This is a genomic window from Enterobacter cloacae complex sp. HYC042_NIDB, assembly GCF_056673315.1.
Window position 1 is genome coordinate 728,545 of record NZ_CP109650.1, and the last position, 14,766, is coordinate 743,310.

12 protein-coding genes, 1 tRNA gene and 1 pseudogene are annotated in these 14,766 nt (G+C 57.1%); 11 read left to right on the forward strand and 3 right to left on the reverse strand.

Going from position 1 to position 14,766, the window contains the following annotated elements; all coding sequences use genetic code 11:
- The first annotated feature begins 514 nt into the window (after window positions 1-514).
- The 5 genes from OKF39_RS03495 (at window position 515) to OKF39_RS03515 (ending at window position 7,291) form a co-directional block, all read left to right on the forward strand.
- Complete coding sequence (locus OKF39_RS03495; RefSeq protein ID WP_248207640.1) at window positions 515-967, forward strand: YhcH/YjgK/YiaL family protein; 453 nt, start codon at window positions 515-517, stop codon at window positions 965-967.
- A gap of 202 nt (window positions 968-1,169) precedes the next feature.
- Complete coding sequence (yagE, locus tag OKF39_RS03500; protein ID WP_479983474.1) at window positions 1,170-2,078, forward strand: 2-keto-3-deoxygluconate aldolase; 909 nt, start codon at window positions 1,170-1,172, stop codon at window positions 2,076-2,078.
- Between the two features lie 14 nt (window positions 2,079-2,092).
- Window positions 2,093-4,060 carry a xylonate dehydratase YagF gene (gene yagF, locus OKF39_RS03505; RefSeq protein WP_479983475.1) on the forward strand — a complete coding sequence of 656 codons (1,968 nt, stop codon included), beginning with the start codon at window positions 2,093-2,095 and terminating at the stop codon, window positions 4,058-4,060.
- Window positions 4,061-4,286: 226 nt separating this feature from the next.
- Window positions 4,287-5,669, forward strand: coding sequence for an MFS transporter (locus OKF39_RS03510; protein ID WP_479983476.1), 1,383 nt, complete (start codon window positions 4,287-4,289; stop codon window positions 5,667-5,669).
- A gap of 11 nt (window positions 5,670-5,680) precedes the next feature.
- Entirely contained in the window at window positions 5,681-7,291 is a 1,611-nt protein-coding gene (locus OKF39_RS03515) for a glycoside hydrolase family 43 protein (RefSeq protein WP_479983477.1), read from the forward strand.
- On the opposite strand, the gene xynR is transcribed toward OKF39_RS03515, so the two are convergent.
- From xynR to argL, 3 genes are all read right to left on the reverse strand, one after another.
- Window positions 7,276-8,037: a DNA-binding transcriptional repressor XynR gene (gene xynR, locus OKF39_RS03520; protein WP_063154889.1), complete on the reverse strand. Its 762-nt coding sequence runs from the start codon at window positions 8,035-8,037 to the stop codon at window positions 7,276-7,278. The genes OKF39_RS03515 and xynR overlap by 16 nt on opposite strands.
- Before the next feature lie 180 nt (window positions 8,038-8,217).
- Complete coding sequence (gene argF, locus OKF39_RS03525; RefSeq protein WP_479983478.1) at window positions 8,218-9,222, reverse strand: ornithine carbamoyltransferase; 1,005 nt, start codon at window positions 9,220-9,222, stop codon at window positions 8,218-8,220.
- A complete protein-coding gene (argL, locus tag OKF39_RS03530) occupies window positions 9,192-9,287 on the reverse strand; it encodes a putative translational regulatory protein ArgL (RefSeq protein WP_213014347.1) in 96 nt (31 codons plus the stop codon). Before argL ends, argF begins: the two co-directional genes overlap by 31 nt.
- 99 nt (window positions 9,288-9,386) lie before the next feature.
- Between argL and rraB the strand changes: the two genes are divergently transcribed.
- From rraB to hsdR, 6 genes and pseudogenes are all read left to right on the forward strand, one after another.
- Window positions 9,387-9,812: a ribonuclease E inhibitor RraB gene (rraB, locus tag OKF39_RS03535; protein WP_003862940.1), complete on the forward strand. Its 426-nt coding sequence runs from the start codon at window positions 9,387-9,389 to the stop codon at window positions 9,810-9,812.
- Between the two features lie 47 nt (window positions 9,813-9,859).
- Window positions 9,860-10,618, forward strand: a complete 759-nt coding sequence (miaE, locus tag OKF39_RS03540; protein ID WP_479983479.1) for a tRNA isopentenyl-2-thiomethyl-A-37 hydroxylase MiaE — start codon at window positions 9,860-9,862, stop codon at window positions 10,616-10,618.
- Between the two features lie 30 nt (window positions 10,619-10,648).
- Window positions 10,649-11,371, forward strand: a complete 723-nt coding sequence (locus OKF39_RS03545; RefSeq protein WP_479983480.1) for a topoisomerase II — start codon at window positions 10,649-10,651, stop codon at window positions 11,369-11,371.
- A gap of 105 nt (window positions 11,372-11,476) precedes the next feature.
- Window positions 11,477-11,561, forward strand: a tRNA-Leu gene (locus OKF39_RS03550).
- Between the two features lie 138 nt (window positions 11,562-11,699).
- A pseudogene (locus OKF39_RS03555) lies at window positions 11,700-11,988 on the forward strand (integrase); the annotation flags it as partial.
- 363 nt (window positions 11,989-12,351) lie between these two features.
- Window positions 12,352-14,757 carry an EcoAI/FtnUII family type I restriction enzme subunit R gene (hsdR, locus tag OKF39_RS03560; protein ID WP_479983481.1) on the forward strand — a complete coding sequence of 802 codons (2,406 nt, stop codon included), beginning with the start codon at window positions 12,352-12,354 and terminating at the stop codon, window positions 14,755-14,757.
- Window positions 14,758-14,766 lie beyond the last annotated feature (9 nt).

Here is a 14,766-nt window from a genome sequence, read left to right on the forward strand (position 1 = left end):
TTTTCATTTGCATGATTCGCATCAGATAATGATTAATTTCATATTATTGGGAGTTGAATAGCTAAGCAGGATCCGGTGGCATTATTTGAGGTTGTTATTATTTTGTAGAATTACACATTTTGTAATTATTAGTTATCCATTTGATTTTAAAAGATTAAATAAAGTGGAAGGAATGGCTATGCAATAATGACAATTAACTATTTTTGACTTAAGGAAAATCCATAAATAATTATGGGCTTATAACGGAAATTATCAAAGTCGTAAAATGTGATACGGCAGCGGGTTTTGTTATTAAGCTCTTTATTTCAGTGGGTTATGTGAGAGCCTTAGTGTGCGCGAAATGAGGTTATGCATAACCGCTGCATAATTGCCTGGGCAGGATTAACAGCGGGTTAACACCTTTCCCAATAAACATGCGCTCGCGCAAGCCTCGTCGAAAAAGGGCTGGTATGGCAGGCTAGATTCTCGTATAAAAGGTAAAAATGAAACATTGTTTTATATTGAGGATTGAAACATGATTATTGGAAACATTCACCATCTGCAGTCCTGGCTGCCTGACGCGCTGCGCCAGGCCATTGAGCACGTTAAAGCCCACGTCACCGACGCCACGCCGCACGGCAAGCACGACATCAACGGCAACAGCCTGTTTTATCTGGTGTCAGAAGACATGACCCAGCCGTTCGCCGAGCGCCGCGCCGAGTACCACGCGCGCTATCTGGATATCCAGATTGTGCTGAAGGGCCAGGAAGGGATGACGTTCAGCACCCTGCCGCACGGCACGCCGGACACCGACTGGCTGGCGGATAAAGACATCGCGTTCCTGCCGGAAGGCGAGCAGGAGAAAACCGTGGTGCTGAGCGAAGGGGATTTTGTGGTGTTCTGGCCGGGTGAAGTGCATAAGCCGCTGTGCGCGGTGGGGGAGCCTGCTAAGGTCAGAAAAGTGGTTGTTAAAATGCTGGTGGAGTAATTTCCCCTCACCCCAGCCCTCTCCCACAGGGAGAGGGCTGGGGCACCAGACCGCACCCACGCATAATGTGATCCAGCTTAAACTTCCCGCACTCCCTCCTCATCTCCCATTTACCTCCCCTTTTTCTGCGTCATAGTATGATCGTTAAATTAATGAACGCTGTTCTATAATGTAGAACAAAATGATTCAACAAGGAGATCTTATGCCGCAGTCCGCGTTGTTCACGGGAATCATTCCCCCTGTCTCCACCATTTTTACCGCCGACGGCCAGCTTGATGAGCAGGGCACCGCCGCGCTGATCGACGATCTCATCAAAGCAGGCGTTGACGGCCTGTTCTTCCTGGGCAGCGGCGGCGAGTTCTCCCAGCTCAGCGCCGAAGAGCGTAAGACCATTGCCCGCTTTGCTATCGATCATGTCGATCGTCGGGTGCCGGTCCTGATCGGCACCGGCGGCACCAACGCCCGGGAAACCATTGAACTCAGCCAGCACGCGCAGCAGGCGGGCGCGGACGGCATCGTGGTGATCAACCCCTACTACTGGAAGGTGTCGGAAGCAAACCTGATCCGCTATTTCGAACAGGTGGCCGACAGCGTCACGCTGCCGGTGATGCTCTATAACTTCCCGGCGCTGACCGGGCAGGATCTGACCCCGGGGCTGGTGAAAACCCTGGCCGATTCGCGCAGCAATATTATCGGGATCAAAGACACCATCGACTCCGTCGCCCACCTGCGCAGCATGATCCTCACCGTCAAAGCCGCTCATCCGCACTTCACCGTGCTGTGCGGCTACGACGATCATCTGTTTAATACCCTGCTGCTCGGCGGCGACGGGGCGATTTCGGCCAGCGGCAACTTTGCCCCGCAGGTGTCGGTGAATCTTCTGAAAGCCTGGCGGGATAAAGACGTGGCGAAAGCGGCTGAGTATCATCAGACCCTGCTGCAAATCCCGCAGATGTATCAGCTGGATACGCCGTTTGTGAACGTCATTAAAGAGGCGATCGTGCTTTGTGGTCGTCCTGTCTCCACGCACGTGCTGCCGCCCGCCACGCCGCTGGACGAGCCGCGTAAGGCGCAGCTGAAAACCCTGCTGCAACAGCTCAAGCTCTGCTGAGCCGGACGATAACGATGACCATTGAGAAAATTTTCACCCCACAGGACGATGCGTTTTATGCGGTGATCACCCACGCGGCGGGGCCGCAGGGCGCGCTGCCTCTGACCCCGCAGATGCTGATGGAATCCCCCAGCGGCAACCTGTTCGGCATGACGCAGAACGCCGGGATGGGCTGGGACGCCAACAAGCTGACCGGCAAAGAGGTGCTGATTATCGGCACCCAGGGCGGTATTCGCGCCGGGGACGGACGCCCGGTTGCGCTGGGCTACCACACCGGTCACTGGGAAATCGGCATGCAGATGCAGGCGGCGGCGAAGGAGATCACCCGCAACGGCGGGATCCCGTTTGCGGCCTTCGTCAGCGATCCGTGCGACGGGCGCTCGCAGGGCACGCACGGCATGTTCGACTCCCTGCCGTATCGTAACGACGCGGCGATCGTGTTTCGCCGTCTGATCCGCTCTCTGCCCACGCGCCGGGCGGTGATCGGCGTGGCCACCTGCGATAAAGGGCTACCCGCCACCATGATCGCGCTGGCCTCCATGCACGACCTGCCGACCATTCTGGTGCCGGGCGGGGCGACGCTGCCGCCGACCGTGGGGGAAGATGCGGGCAAGGTGCAGACCATCGGCGCGCGCTTTGCCAACCACGAGCTCTCATTGCAGGAGGCCGCCGAGCTCGGCTGTCGCGCCTGCGCGTCGCCGGGCGGCGGGTGCCAGTTCCTCGGCACGGCGGGCACCTCGCAGGTGGTGGCGGAAGCGCTGGGGCTGGCGCTGCCGCACTCCGCGCTGGCGCCGTCCGGGCAGGCGGTGTGGCTGGAGATCGCCCGCCAGTCGGCGCGGGCGGTGAGCGAGCTGGATAACCGCGGCATCACCACGCGCGATATCCTCACCGATAAAGCCATCGAAAACGCCATGGTGATCCACGCGGCGTTCGGCGGTTCCACGAACTTACTGCTGCACATCCCGGCCATCGCCCACGCGGCGGGCTGCACGATCCCGGACGTAGAGCACTGGACGCGCGTCAACCGCAGGGTGCCGCGCCTGGTGAGCGTGCTGCCCAACGGCCCGGACTACCACCCGACCGTGCGGGCGTTTCTCGCAGGCGGCGTGCCGGAAGTGATGCTCCACCTGCGCGATCTCGGCCTGCTGCATCTGGACGCCATGACCGTCACCGGCCAGACGGTGGGCGAGAACCTCGACTGGTGGCAGACGTCCGAGCGCCGTAAGCGCTTCCGCCAGTGCCTGTGCGAGCAGGACGGCGTGGAGCCGGATGACGTGATCCTGCCGCCGGAGAAAGCAAAAGCGAAAGGGCTGACCTCGACGGTCTGCTTCCCGACGGGCAACATCGCGCCGGAAGGTTCGGTGATCAAGTCCACGGCGATCGACCCGTCGGTGGTGGATGACGATGGCGTTTACCGGCACACCGGCCGGGTGCGGGTGTTTGTCTCGGAAGCGCAGGCCATCAAGGCCATCAAGCGGGAAGAGATTAAGCAGGGGGATATCATGGTGGTGATCGGCGGCGGCCCGTCCGGCACCGGTATGGAAGAGACCTACCAGCTTACCTCCGCGCTGAAGCATATCTCGTGGGGCAAGACGGTGTCGTTAATCACCGATGCGCGCTTCTCGGGCGTATCGACGGGCGCCTGCTTCGGCCACGTGTCGCCGGAGGCGCTGGCGGGGGGACCGATTGGCAAGCTGCGCGACAACGACATCATCGAGATTGCCGTCGACCGCCTGACATTAACAGGCAGCGTGAACTTTATCGGCACGGCGGATAACCCGCTGACGCCGGAGGAGGGCGCGCGCGAGCTGGCGCTGCGGCAGACGCACCCGGACCTGCACGCCCACGACTTTTTGCCGGACGATACCCGGCTGTGGGCGGCATTGCAGTCGGTGAGCGGCGGCACCTGGAAAGGCTGTATTTATGACACCGATAAAATTATTGAGGTAATTAACGCCGGTAAAAAAGCGCTCGGCATTTAATTATTTTTCACGCGATTGTCGTCTACGGAATATATTCCGTGGGCGGCTTTTTCGTATCTGTAATTTGTTAATTTAAACAATAAGTTGCGATATATCGTTGGCGTCACAAAAGCAAAATAACGTAATTCAGAAATAAGATATGACCATTGCTGGTTAATTGAACAGCTCATTACACTCCATTAACACGATGTTGTAATTCAGCACACTACCAAAGGGTGTAATTCTGATGACGCAATTAACCATGAAAGACAAAATTGGCTACGGGCTGGGTGACACCGCCTGCGGCTTTGTCTGGCAGGCCACGATGTTCCTGCTGGCCTATTTCTACACCGACGTGTTTGGTCTCTCTGCGGGCATTATGGGCACGCTGTTTTTAGTCTCCCGCGTGCTCGACGCCGTGACCGACCCGCTGATGGGGCTGCTGGTAGACCGCACCCGCACGCGGCACGGCCAGTTCCGCCCGTTCCTGCTGTGGGGCGCCATCCCGTTTGGCATCGTCTGCATGCTGACCTTCTACACGCCGGACTTCTCCGCGCAGGGCAAAATCATCTACGCCTGCGTGACCTACATTCTCCTGACCCTGGTTTACACCTTCGTTAACGTGCCCTACTGCGCCATGCCGGGGGTGATCACCGCCGACCCGAAAGAGCGCCACGCCCTTCAGTCCTGGCGTTTCTTCCTCGCCGCAGCGGGCTCGCTTGCCATCAGCGGCATCGCGCTGCCGCTGGTCAGCATCATCGGCAAGGGGGACGAGCAGGTGGGCTATTTCGGCGCCATGTGCGTGCTGGGGCTGACCGGCGTGGTGCTGCTCTACGTCTGCTTCTTCACCACCAAAGAGCGCTACACCTTTGAGGTGCAGCCTGGCTCGTCGGTGGCGAAAGATCTCAAACTGCTGCTGGGCAACGGCCAGTGGCGCATCATGTGCGCGTTCAAGATGATGGCGACCTGCTCCAACGTGGTGCGCGGCGGGGCGACGCTCTACTTCGTGAAATACGTGATGGATCACCCGGAGATGGCGACCCAGTTTTTACTCTACGGCAGCCTCGCCACCATGTTCGGCTCGCTCTGCTCCTCACGCCTGCTGGGCCGCTTCGACCGCGTCACCGCCTTCAGGTGGATCATCGTCGCTTACTCGCTCATCAGCCTGCTGATTTTCTTCACCCCGGCCGAGCACATCGCGCTGATTTTCGCCCTCAACATCCTGTTCCTGTTCGTCTTCAACACCACCACGCCGCTACAGTGGCTGATGGCATCTGACGTGGTGGATTACGAGGAGAGCCGCAGCGGACGTCGCCTTGACGGGCTGGTGTTCTCCACTTACCTGTTCAGCCTGAAGATTGGCCTGGCGATTGGCGGGGCGGTGGTGGGTTGGATCCTGGCCTGGGTGAACTACTCCGCCAGCAGCAGCGTGCAGCCGGTTGAGGTGCTCACCACCATCAAAATTCTGTTCTGCGTGGTGCCGGTGGTGCTCTACGCAGGCATGTTCATCATGCTGTCGTTCTACAAGCTCACCGACGACCGCGTGGAGGCCATCAGCCAGCAGCTGATCAAACACCGCGCGGCGCAGGGCGAGGCCGTTCCCGACGCCGCGACAGCCGCATCCCATTAACCGGAGGCAACATGGAAATTACCAACCCGATCCTGACCGGCTTCAACCCGGACCCGTCCCTGTGCCGTCAGGGCGAGGACTACTACATCGCCACCTCGACCTTCGAGTGGTTCCCGGGCGTGCGCATCTATCACTCCCGCGACCTGAAAAACTGGTCGCTGGTCAGCACGCCGCTGGACCGCGTGTCGATGCTGGACATGAAGGGCAACCCGGACTCCGGCGGCATCTGGGCGCCTTGCCTGAGCTACGCCGACGGCAAATTCTGGCTGCTCTATACCGACGTGAAGATTGTCGACTCGCCGTGGAAAAATGGCCGCAACTTCCTCGTCACCGCGCCGTCCATTGAGGGGCCGTGGAGCGAGCCGATCCCGATGGGCAACGGTGGGTTCGATCCGTCCCTGTTCCACGACGACGATGGGCGTAAATACTACCTCTACCGTCCGTGGGGGCCGCGTCACCACAGCAACCCGCACAACACCATTGTGATGCAGGAGTTTGACCCGCAGACCGGCACGCTCTCGCCCGAGCGCAAAACGCTGTTTACCGGCACACCGCTCTGCTACACCGAAGGGGCGCATCTTTATCGCCACGCGGGCTGGTACTACCTGATGGTTGCCGAGGGCGGCACCAGCTACGAGCACGCAGTCGTGGTACTGCGTTCCAAAAATATCGACGGGCCGTACGAGCTGCACCCGGACGGAACGATGATGACCAGCTGGCACCTGCCGGAGAACCCGCTGCAAAAGAGCGGCCACGGCTCGCTGCTGCAGACCCACACCGGAGAATGGTATATGGCCTACCTCACCAGCCGCCCGCTACGCCTGCCCGGCGTGCCGCTGCTGGCCTCCGGCGGGCGCGGCTACTGCCCGCTGGGGCGCGAGACCGGCATCGCCCGCATTGAATGGCGCGACGGCTGGCCGTACGTGGAGGGCGGCAAGCACGCGCAGCTGACCGTGAAAGGCCCGCAGGTGGTGGAACAGCCCGCAGCCGCTCAGGGTAACTGGCGGGATGACTTCGACGGCAGTACGCTTGACCCGGAGCTGCAGACCCTGCGCATTCCGTTCGATGACACCCTCGGCTCGCTCACCGCCCGCCCGGGTTACTTACGGCTCTACGGCAACGACTCGCTCAACTCGACCTTTACCCAGTCGACCGTGGCGCGCCGCTGGCAGCACTTCACCTTCCGGGCCGAGACGCGGATGCAGTTCTCGCCGGTCCACTTCCAGCAGAGCGCGGGGCTGACCTGCTACTACAACAGCAAAAACTGGAGCTACTGCTTTGTGGATTTCGAGGAGGGGCAGGGGAGGACCATCAAGGTGATCCAGCTCGACCACAACGTGCCGTCGTGGCCGCTGCACGAGCAGCCCATTCCGGTGCCGGAACATGCGGAGAGTGTCTGGCTGCGGGTGGACGTGGATACGCTGGTCTACCGCTACAGCTACTCCTTCGACGGCGAGACGTGGCACGCCGTGCCGGTGACCTATGAAGCGTGGAAGCTGTCGGATGACTACATCGGAGGGCGCGGCTTCTTTACCGGCGCGTTTGTGGGGCTGCACTGCGAGGACATCAGCGGCGACGGCTGTCACGCGGACTTCGACTACTTCACCTACGAGCCGGTATAGCCCAGCGCGCGTGACAGCTCGAGCCCGGCCTGCTGAAGCTCCTCGCGGAAGCGGGCCAGCTCGGCGTCATCCACGCGGGAGGTGAGCGTCGACAGGCTCAGGGCGGCAATCACGCGGGATTCGTGGTTCCACACCGGCACCGCCACGCAGCGCACGCCCTGCTCGTTCTCTTCGCTGTCCAGGGCGTAGCCCTGCTCGCGGGTCTGCGCCAGGGCGGCCATTAACGCTTCGCGGGAGGCGAGGGTAGCGGGTGTAAAGGTGGTGTACTGATAGCCCTCCAGCAGGGCGTTCAGCTCGGCCTCGCCCAGCCAGGCAATCAACACCTTGCCGATGGCGGTGGCGTGCACCGGCAGGCGGCGGCCGATACGCGAATAGGCGATGGCGGCCAGCTTGCCTTCAATCTTCTCGATATAGACCCCTTCACGCCCGTCCAGGATCCCCAGATGGGTGGTCTGCCCGGTCCGCTGCGACAGCTCCGTCAGCCAGCCTTTCGCCTTCTGGCGGATATCGATTGAGCCCACGACAAAATGACCGCGCTCGACCAGCTTCATGCCGAGGCGATATTTGCCGTTTTCCGGATTCTGATCGATATAGCCGTGAAGCTGGAGGGTTTTCAGCAGCGAGTGGAGGGTGCTCTTGCTCAGCCCCATCAGTTTGCTGATGTCGGTGATCTTAAGCTCGGTGGCCTGCTCGTTGAACAGGTCGAGGATCTGCAACGCACGTTCAACAGACTGAATAATCGGCATAATGCTGGCATGTCCACGCTGGAATGAAGGCGAAAACGTACCTTTTTCGGGGTGAAAAATCAATGAAGGGGAGTCGGTTTGCCCGGCGGCGCTTCGCTTGCACGGGCCTACGGGGTGGGTTTTCTCCCTCTCCCTGTGGGAGAGGGCCGGGGTGAGGGCACCAGACCGCAGAGGACCCAATCACTCCCCAAGCGTCGCCACCATCACCGCCTTAATCGTATGCATCCGGTTTTCAGCCTGATCGAACACAATGCTCGCCGCCGACTCAAACACCTCGTCCGTCACCTCCATCCCGCCGTGCAGGTCGAACTCCTTCGCCATCTGCTTGCCGAGCGTGGTCTGGTCGTCATGGAACGCCGGCAGACAGTGCAGGAACTTCACGTCCGGATTGCCGGTCAGCGCCATCATCTGCGCGTTCACCTGATACCCGCGCAGCAGCGCAATCCGCTCAGCCCACTTCTCTTTGGCTTCGCCCATCGACACCCAGACGTCGGTATAGATAAAGTCCGTGCCCTTCACGCCCGCCGCCACGTCTTCCGTCAGGGTGATTTTGCCGCCGTGCTTCTCCGCCAGCGCGCTGCACTCCGCCACCAAGCTCTCTTCCGGCCAGCAGGCCTTCGGGGCCACCAGGCGCAGATCCAGCCCGGTCAGCGCCGCCGCTTCTAGCATCGAGTTGCCCATGTTGTTGCGCGCGTCGCCCGCGTAGACTAGCGTCATCTCGTTAAACGCCTTGCCCGGCAGGTGCTCCTGCATGGTCAGCAGGTCCGCCAGCAGCTGGGTCGGGTGGAACTCGTTGGTCAGCCCGTTCCACACCGGGACGCCCGCATACTGCGCCAGCGTCTCGACGACTTCCTGGCCGTGGCCGCGATACTGAATGCCGTCGTACATCCGCCCGAGTACGCGCGCGGTGTCCTTAATTGACTCTTTATGCCCAATCTGGCTGCCGCTCGGTCCTAAATACGTGACGCGTGCGCCCTGGTCAAATGCGGCAACTTCGAAAGAGCAACGGGTACGGGTCGAGTCTTTTTCGAAGATGAGCGCGATGTTTTTACCGGTAAGCTTCTGTACTTCCTTGCCCTTTTTTTTATCGGCCTTGAGCTGTGCGGCAAGGGTCAGCAGAGAAGTGAACTGTGCAGGGGTAAAGTCGAGCAATTTCAGAAAGTGTTTCTTGTACAAATCAGACATTTTATCCTCACATGGCGAACGCCACTTATTGAATTAAAATTCACTTTATATGTGTAATTATTCATTTGCAACCCCGTTTCACAAATCTTTCCAACAAAGGTGGAGGCAAACCCGTCCGTGTGTGAAAATAGAAGTATCTGCCGCACTTTAAAGAGGATTGAGCCATGGCAAACCCGGAATTACTGGAAGAGCAACGCGAAGAGACGCGTCTGATTATTGAAGAACTGCTGGAAGACGGTAGCGATCCGGACGCGCTGTACACCATCGAGCACCATTTCTCTGCGGATGATTTCGACGCGCTGGAAAAAATGGCCGTAGAAGCCTTCAAGCTGGGTTACGAAGTGACCGAGCCGGAAGAGCTGGAAGTGGAAGAGGGCGACACCGTCATTTGCTGCGACATCCTGAGCGAAGGCGCGCTGAAGGCGGAGCTGATCGACGCGCAGGTAGAACAGCTGATGAACCTGGCCGAGAAGTTTGAAGTGGAGTACGACGGCTGGGGAACCTACTTCGAAGATCCAAACGGTGAAGACGGCGAAGAAGGCGACGACGAAGATTACGTCGACGAAGACGACGACGGCGTGCGTCACTAAGTGATTCAGGCGGTGGCGCGCGCCACCGCTTTTTTCAAGGCAGAACCATGGATTACCCGCAGATACTCGCCCCCGTACTCAATTTCCTCCAGTGCCCGACCCCGCAAGCATGGATTGATAAAGCCCGCGACCCGGCGAACCTGCCGCTGCTGCTCACCGACCACATGGTGTGCGAGCTCAAGGCCGCCCAGACCGCGCTGCTTCTGGTGCGTAAATACGTCGCCGACGAAAGCGGTGCCGACGCGCTGCTCGAGTGGCTCAAGCCCTACGAACAGTTCACCTTCCGCGACGGCCCGGAGCCGGACTTCATCGCCCTGCATAAGCAGATTGGCAAAAGCGTAATGCCCAAAACCGACGACCCGTGGGGCCAGGGGCTCATCGACAGCATGGTGCTGCTGATTAAAGAGGAGCTGCACCACTTCTGGCAGGTGCGCGAGGCGATGCTGGCGCGCGACATTCCCTACGTTAAAATCACCGCCAGCCGCTACGCCAAAGGGATGCTGAAGGAAGTGCGCACCCACGAACCGCTGACGCTGATCGACAAGCTCATCTGCGGCGCCTACATCGAAGCCCGCTCCTGCGAACGCTTCGCCGCGCTGGCTCCGTTCCTCGACGATGATTTGCAGAAGTTCTATCTCTCGCTGCTGCGCTCGGAAGCGCGCCACTATCAGGACTACCTGGCGCTGGCCCAGCAGGTAAGCGACGACGATATCTCACCGCGCATACAGCATTTTGGCGAAATTGAAGCCACACTTATCTCGACACCGGACCACGAGTTTCGCTTCCACAGCGGCGTGCCGGTGTAAACCGGCATAACGCAAGGATAAGGATGCGAGATGAAAAAAACGTTGATCAGTACGGTCATTGTTGTTGTCGCGGCTGCCGCCGTGGCGTTCTGGGTCTTCTTCGACAGGCAGCGCGCTCCGGAAGCGCAAATTGATACCGCCCTCAACGCGATGCCCGCCTGGCAGGTGATCAAGGAGCAGGAGCCTGTGCTGCATCAGCGCATCCTTGACCAGATGGCCGCCCTGCAAAAGGCCGGCGAGCCGGAGCAGCACATTATCGACACCATCCAGCCGCAGATCCTGCATTTGCAGATGACGCGCCTGCAAAACGCCCCGGACGCCAACGTGGTGAACTACATGACCATCAACATGGAGCAGACCGCCGCCATCCAGAAGGTGAGCGACGACGCCTGCTTCCGCTTCCTCTACCCGATGGTGAAGGGCGGCATCAATCCGATGCGCATGCTGGATAAAGACCTGATGGCGCGGCGCATGCAGGCTGACGCCGACATGATGCGCGCGGCCTACGGCAAAAACCGCCACACCGTGACGCAGGCCGAGCGCGAGGCTGCCGTCGAGGATGTGCGGCCGATTATGAAGGAACTTGCCGATAAGTACGGCGAGGACATCCAGCTGCTGCAGATGCCGGAGAAGGCGGCGGGTAAAGAGAAGCTCTCCTGCGATATGGTGCAGGAGATGTGGGCGAAGGTGCTGGCGCTGCCGGAGCAGAAGGCGGCGAGAGTGATTCGGCTGGCAGTGTCTGAGCTGGACTGACGGTAGCGCTGGTTTTTTGGGCACTTAGCGCGGGTTTAGCGCGTCGTCGCTTGCATGGCGGCGCGCGACAGGTATAATCCACAACGTTTACGCATCCCCTTCAGTGCCGAAGTGGCGAAATCGGTAGACGCAGTTGATTCAAAATCAACCGTAGAAATACGTGCCGGTTCGAGTCCGGCCTTCGGCACCATAAGATGCAAATCAAAGTCGCTTAAGGGCGGCTTTTTTTGTGTCTGAAATCTAGTATCGGTTAGGCTTTCCTCGCTTTTTTCACTCAACCTAAGTCAACCTGATTCAATCACATCAACTTACTGATGCGGGTATAATTACGGGTAACAAGGCTCTACGAGTGATGGAACATGACACAAAAACGGAAGTATGTGGGCGTGGTTTCAGGACGATGGCTTGTAGTCCTCTGAATTTCGAGGAATGCGGTAGAGCGGCAGATGAATCATCAGGCACGTAACTCTGTGCGTGCGGAGTATAACCATAACGCGGAAGACATGGATGAACGTAAGCTGATGTTGCAGTGATGGACTGATTTACTGGATGCGAACTGGGAGAAGATGATGACGACGTTTGATAATGCGAGGAGCGATCAGGGGAACGACGAGTGAGCTGTTGATAAATGCACTTTCGTCTCTAAATTAAAATCTGACGGCTAGTTTATGTCAGATGTTGGTCAGCGTAGAAGATCGACATGTTATAGCTGAGCCCCATCGGGGCTCATCGGCAAAACGAGCCACGCAGACCTGTCAGTTAGAAAAGGGTTAATCATATAATTGAGTAGGCTGACTATCGTGATATGGTTTCTAGCACACGATGAGTACTATTCTGCATCTGCACGAACAACACAATTATTCTGCGTGGATTGAGACGTAGCTTCTTGCCCGCGTAGATATTTATTAAACTTGGCCATTAGATGCATATTCATAGTACCTAAGACACATACACCGGAACGTTAGAAGGAGCTTACTGTTATGGATAAATATCAGCTCAGCGAGCGTGATATCTGCACCAAGTTCATCACACCAGCTATTCAACAGTCTGGCTGGCAGCAGCATCAGTTCCGGGAGGAGGTAAAACTCACAGACGGTCGTGTGATGGTACGCGGTAAGATGGCCTCTCGAGTAAAAAACCCTGAGGCTAAAGGCGGCCCCAAGCGTGCTGATTATGTGCTTTATGCAAGTCCAAATGTGCCGATCGCGGTTTTAGAGGCCAAACAGGCGAAGTTCTCTATTGGGCATGGTATGCAACAAGCTCTATCCTATGCCGAAATGCTTGATGCGCCGTTTGCCATCAGTAGCAATGGTGAGGGTTTCCTTTTGCATGACCGGACTGGTCTCTCTCTGCCTGTTGAACGAGAACTTAAGCTTACCCAGTTCCCGACCTTGGCCGACTTATGGACAGTATATCAACAATGGAAAGGATTAGATGCTCCTGAGGCTGTAAAGCTGATTCAACAACCGTGTTATGCCGATGGCAGCGGCCGCGAACCACGTTACTACCAGCGAGTGGCGATTAACCGCACCATCGAAAAGGTAGCCAAGGGTCAGCAGCGAGTGTTGCTGGTTATGGCCACCGGTACGGGAAAAACGTACACCGCTTTTCAGATTATTTGGCGTTTGTGGAAGGCAAAAGTCAAGAAACGAATTTTGTTCTTGGCTGATCGTAATATCCTCATAGACCAGACCATGCAGCAGGATTTCTCCCCCTTCGGCGAAGTGATGCACAAGGTAACCAATCGTGAAGTAAAAAAGAACTACGAGATCTACCTTGCTCTCTACCAAGCGGTAACGGGGAAGGAAGAATGGAAGCAAGTTTATCGCCAGTTTCCAGCGGATTTCTTCGACCTGGTCGTGATTGATGAGTGCCATCGTGGAAGTGCTGCGGAAGACTCGGCATGGCGCGATGTACTTGATTATTTCACTACTGCCACCCACCTTGGCCTGACCGCCACACCGAAAGAAACCAAAGAAATAAGCAACATCACCTACTTCGGAGATCCTATTTATACCTATTCGCTCAAACAAGGTATTGAAGACGGTTTTCTTGCCCCCTATAAGGTTATCCGCATTGCAACTGATGTTGATGCTGTTGGCTACATACCGGAGAAGGGAAAAATTGACAAGCTAGGCCAGGTCATTGAGCAACGGCACTACAACACCAAAGACTTTGATCGCAATCTGATACTGGAGAAGCGCACAGCTCTGGTCGCCAACAAGGTATGGGAATACCTTCAGGCAACCGATCCGATGGCCAAGACGATTGTTTTTTGTGATGATCAAGGTCATGCTGAGCGGATGCGCCAAGAACTGGTAAAACTTATACCTGCTGCCGCAAATAATCGCCGTTACGTCATGAGAATTACCGGGGACGATAACGAAGGGAAAGCACAGCTCTCCTACTTTATTGACAACGATGAGCCATATCCGGTTATTGCTACCACTTCAAAACTGCTTACCACGGGGGTAGATGCCAAAACCTGTAAGCTGATTGTCTTGGACCAGAATATCAACTCGATGACTGAGTTCAAACAGATCATTGGCCGCGGCACTCGCCTGCGTGAAGACTATCAAAAACTTTACTTCACCATCATGGATTTCAAAGGGGCTACACGGCTGTTTGCTGATCCCGAATTCGATGGCGAACCTGTAGTGATCTACGAACCTAGCCCTGATGACCCAGTGCTACCGCCAGATGTTGTCACGCCCCCTAGTATAGACGAGCCAGAACCTCCACATTATGATCCAAGCCTCACAGATAAGGCTGGTGGCAGCTCAGGCCGAATCAGGTATGTGATTGATGACGTCAATGTGCGTCTAGCAGTAGAACGCTCACAGTACCTCGATGTCGACGGCAAGCTCATTACTGATGATTATCGAGTCCTACTAAAAAATGACATTAAAAGTACCCTACAGGCTGAATTCGGTAACCTAACCGACTTTCTGCGCCGCTGGAGCAACGCCGAGCGCAAACAAGAAGTGCTAGAGCAATTAGCCGAACATGGCGTACCATTCAAGGTGTTACAACAGGCTGTCGCTAACGGCAGCGAACTGGATGCTTTTGATCTGGTAACTCACGTCGCCTTTGACCAGAAGCCTCTCACTCGACGTGAACGAGCCAACAACGTCAAAAAGCGCGATGTGTTCGGTAAGTACGGTGAGCAAGCTAGGGCTGTGCTCGAAGCCTTACTTGAAAAGTTTGCTGATCACGGTGTGCAAGACATAGAAGATGCTAAAGTGCTTGAATTGCCACCTTTTGAACAATTTGGTAGTAAAACACAAATCCGACGGGGCATTTTTGGTGGCTTAGAACAGTACACTCAAGCCGTAAAGGAGCTGGAACTGGCACTCTACGACATCTCTGAATCAAAACAGGCTTAATCAAATAAT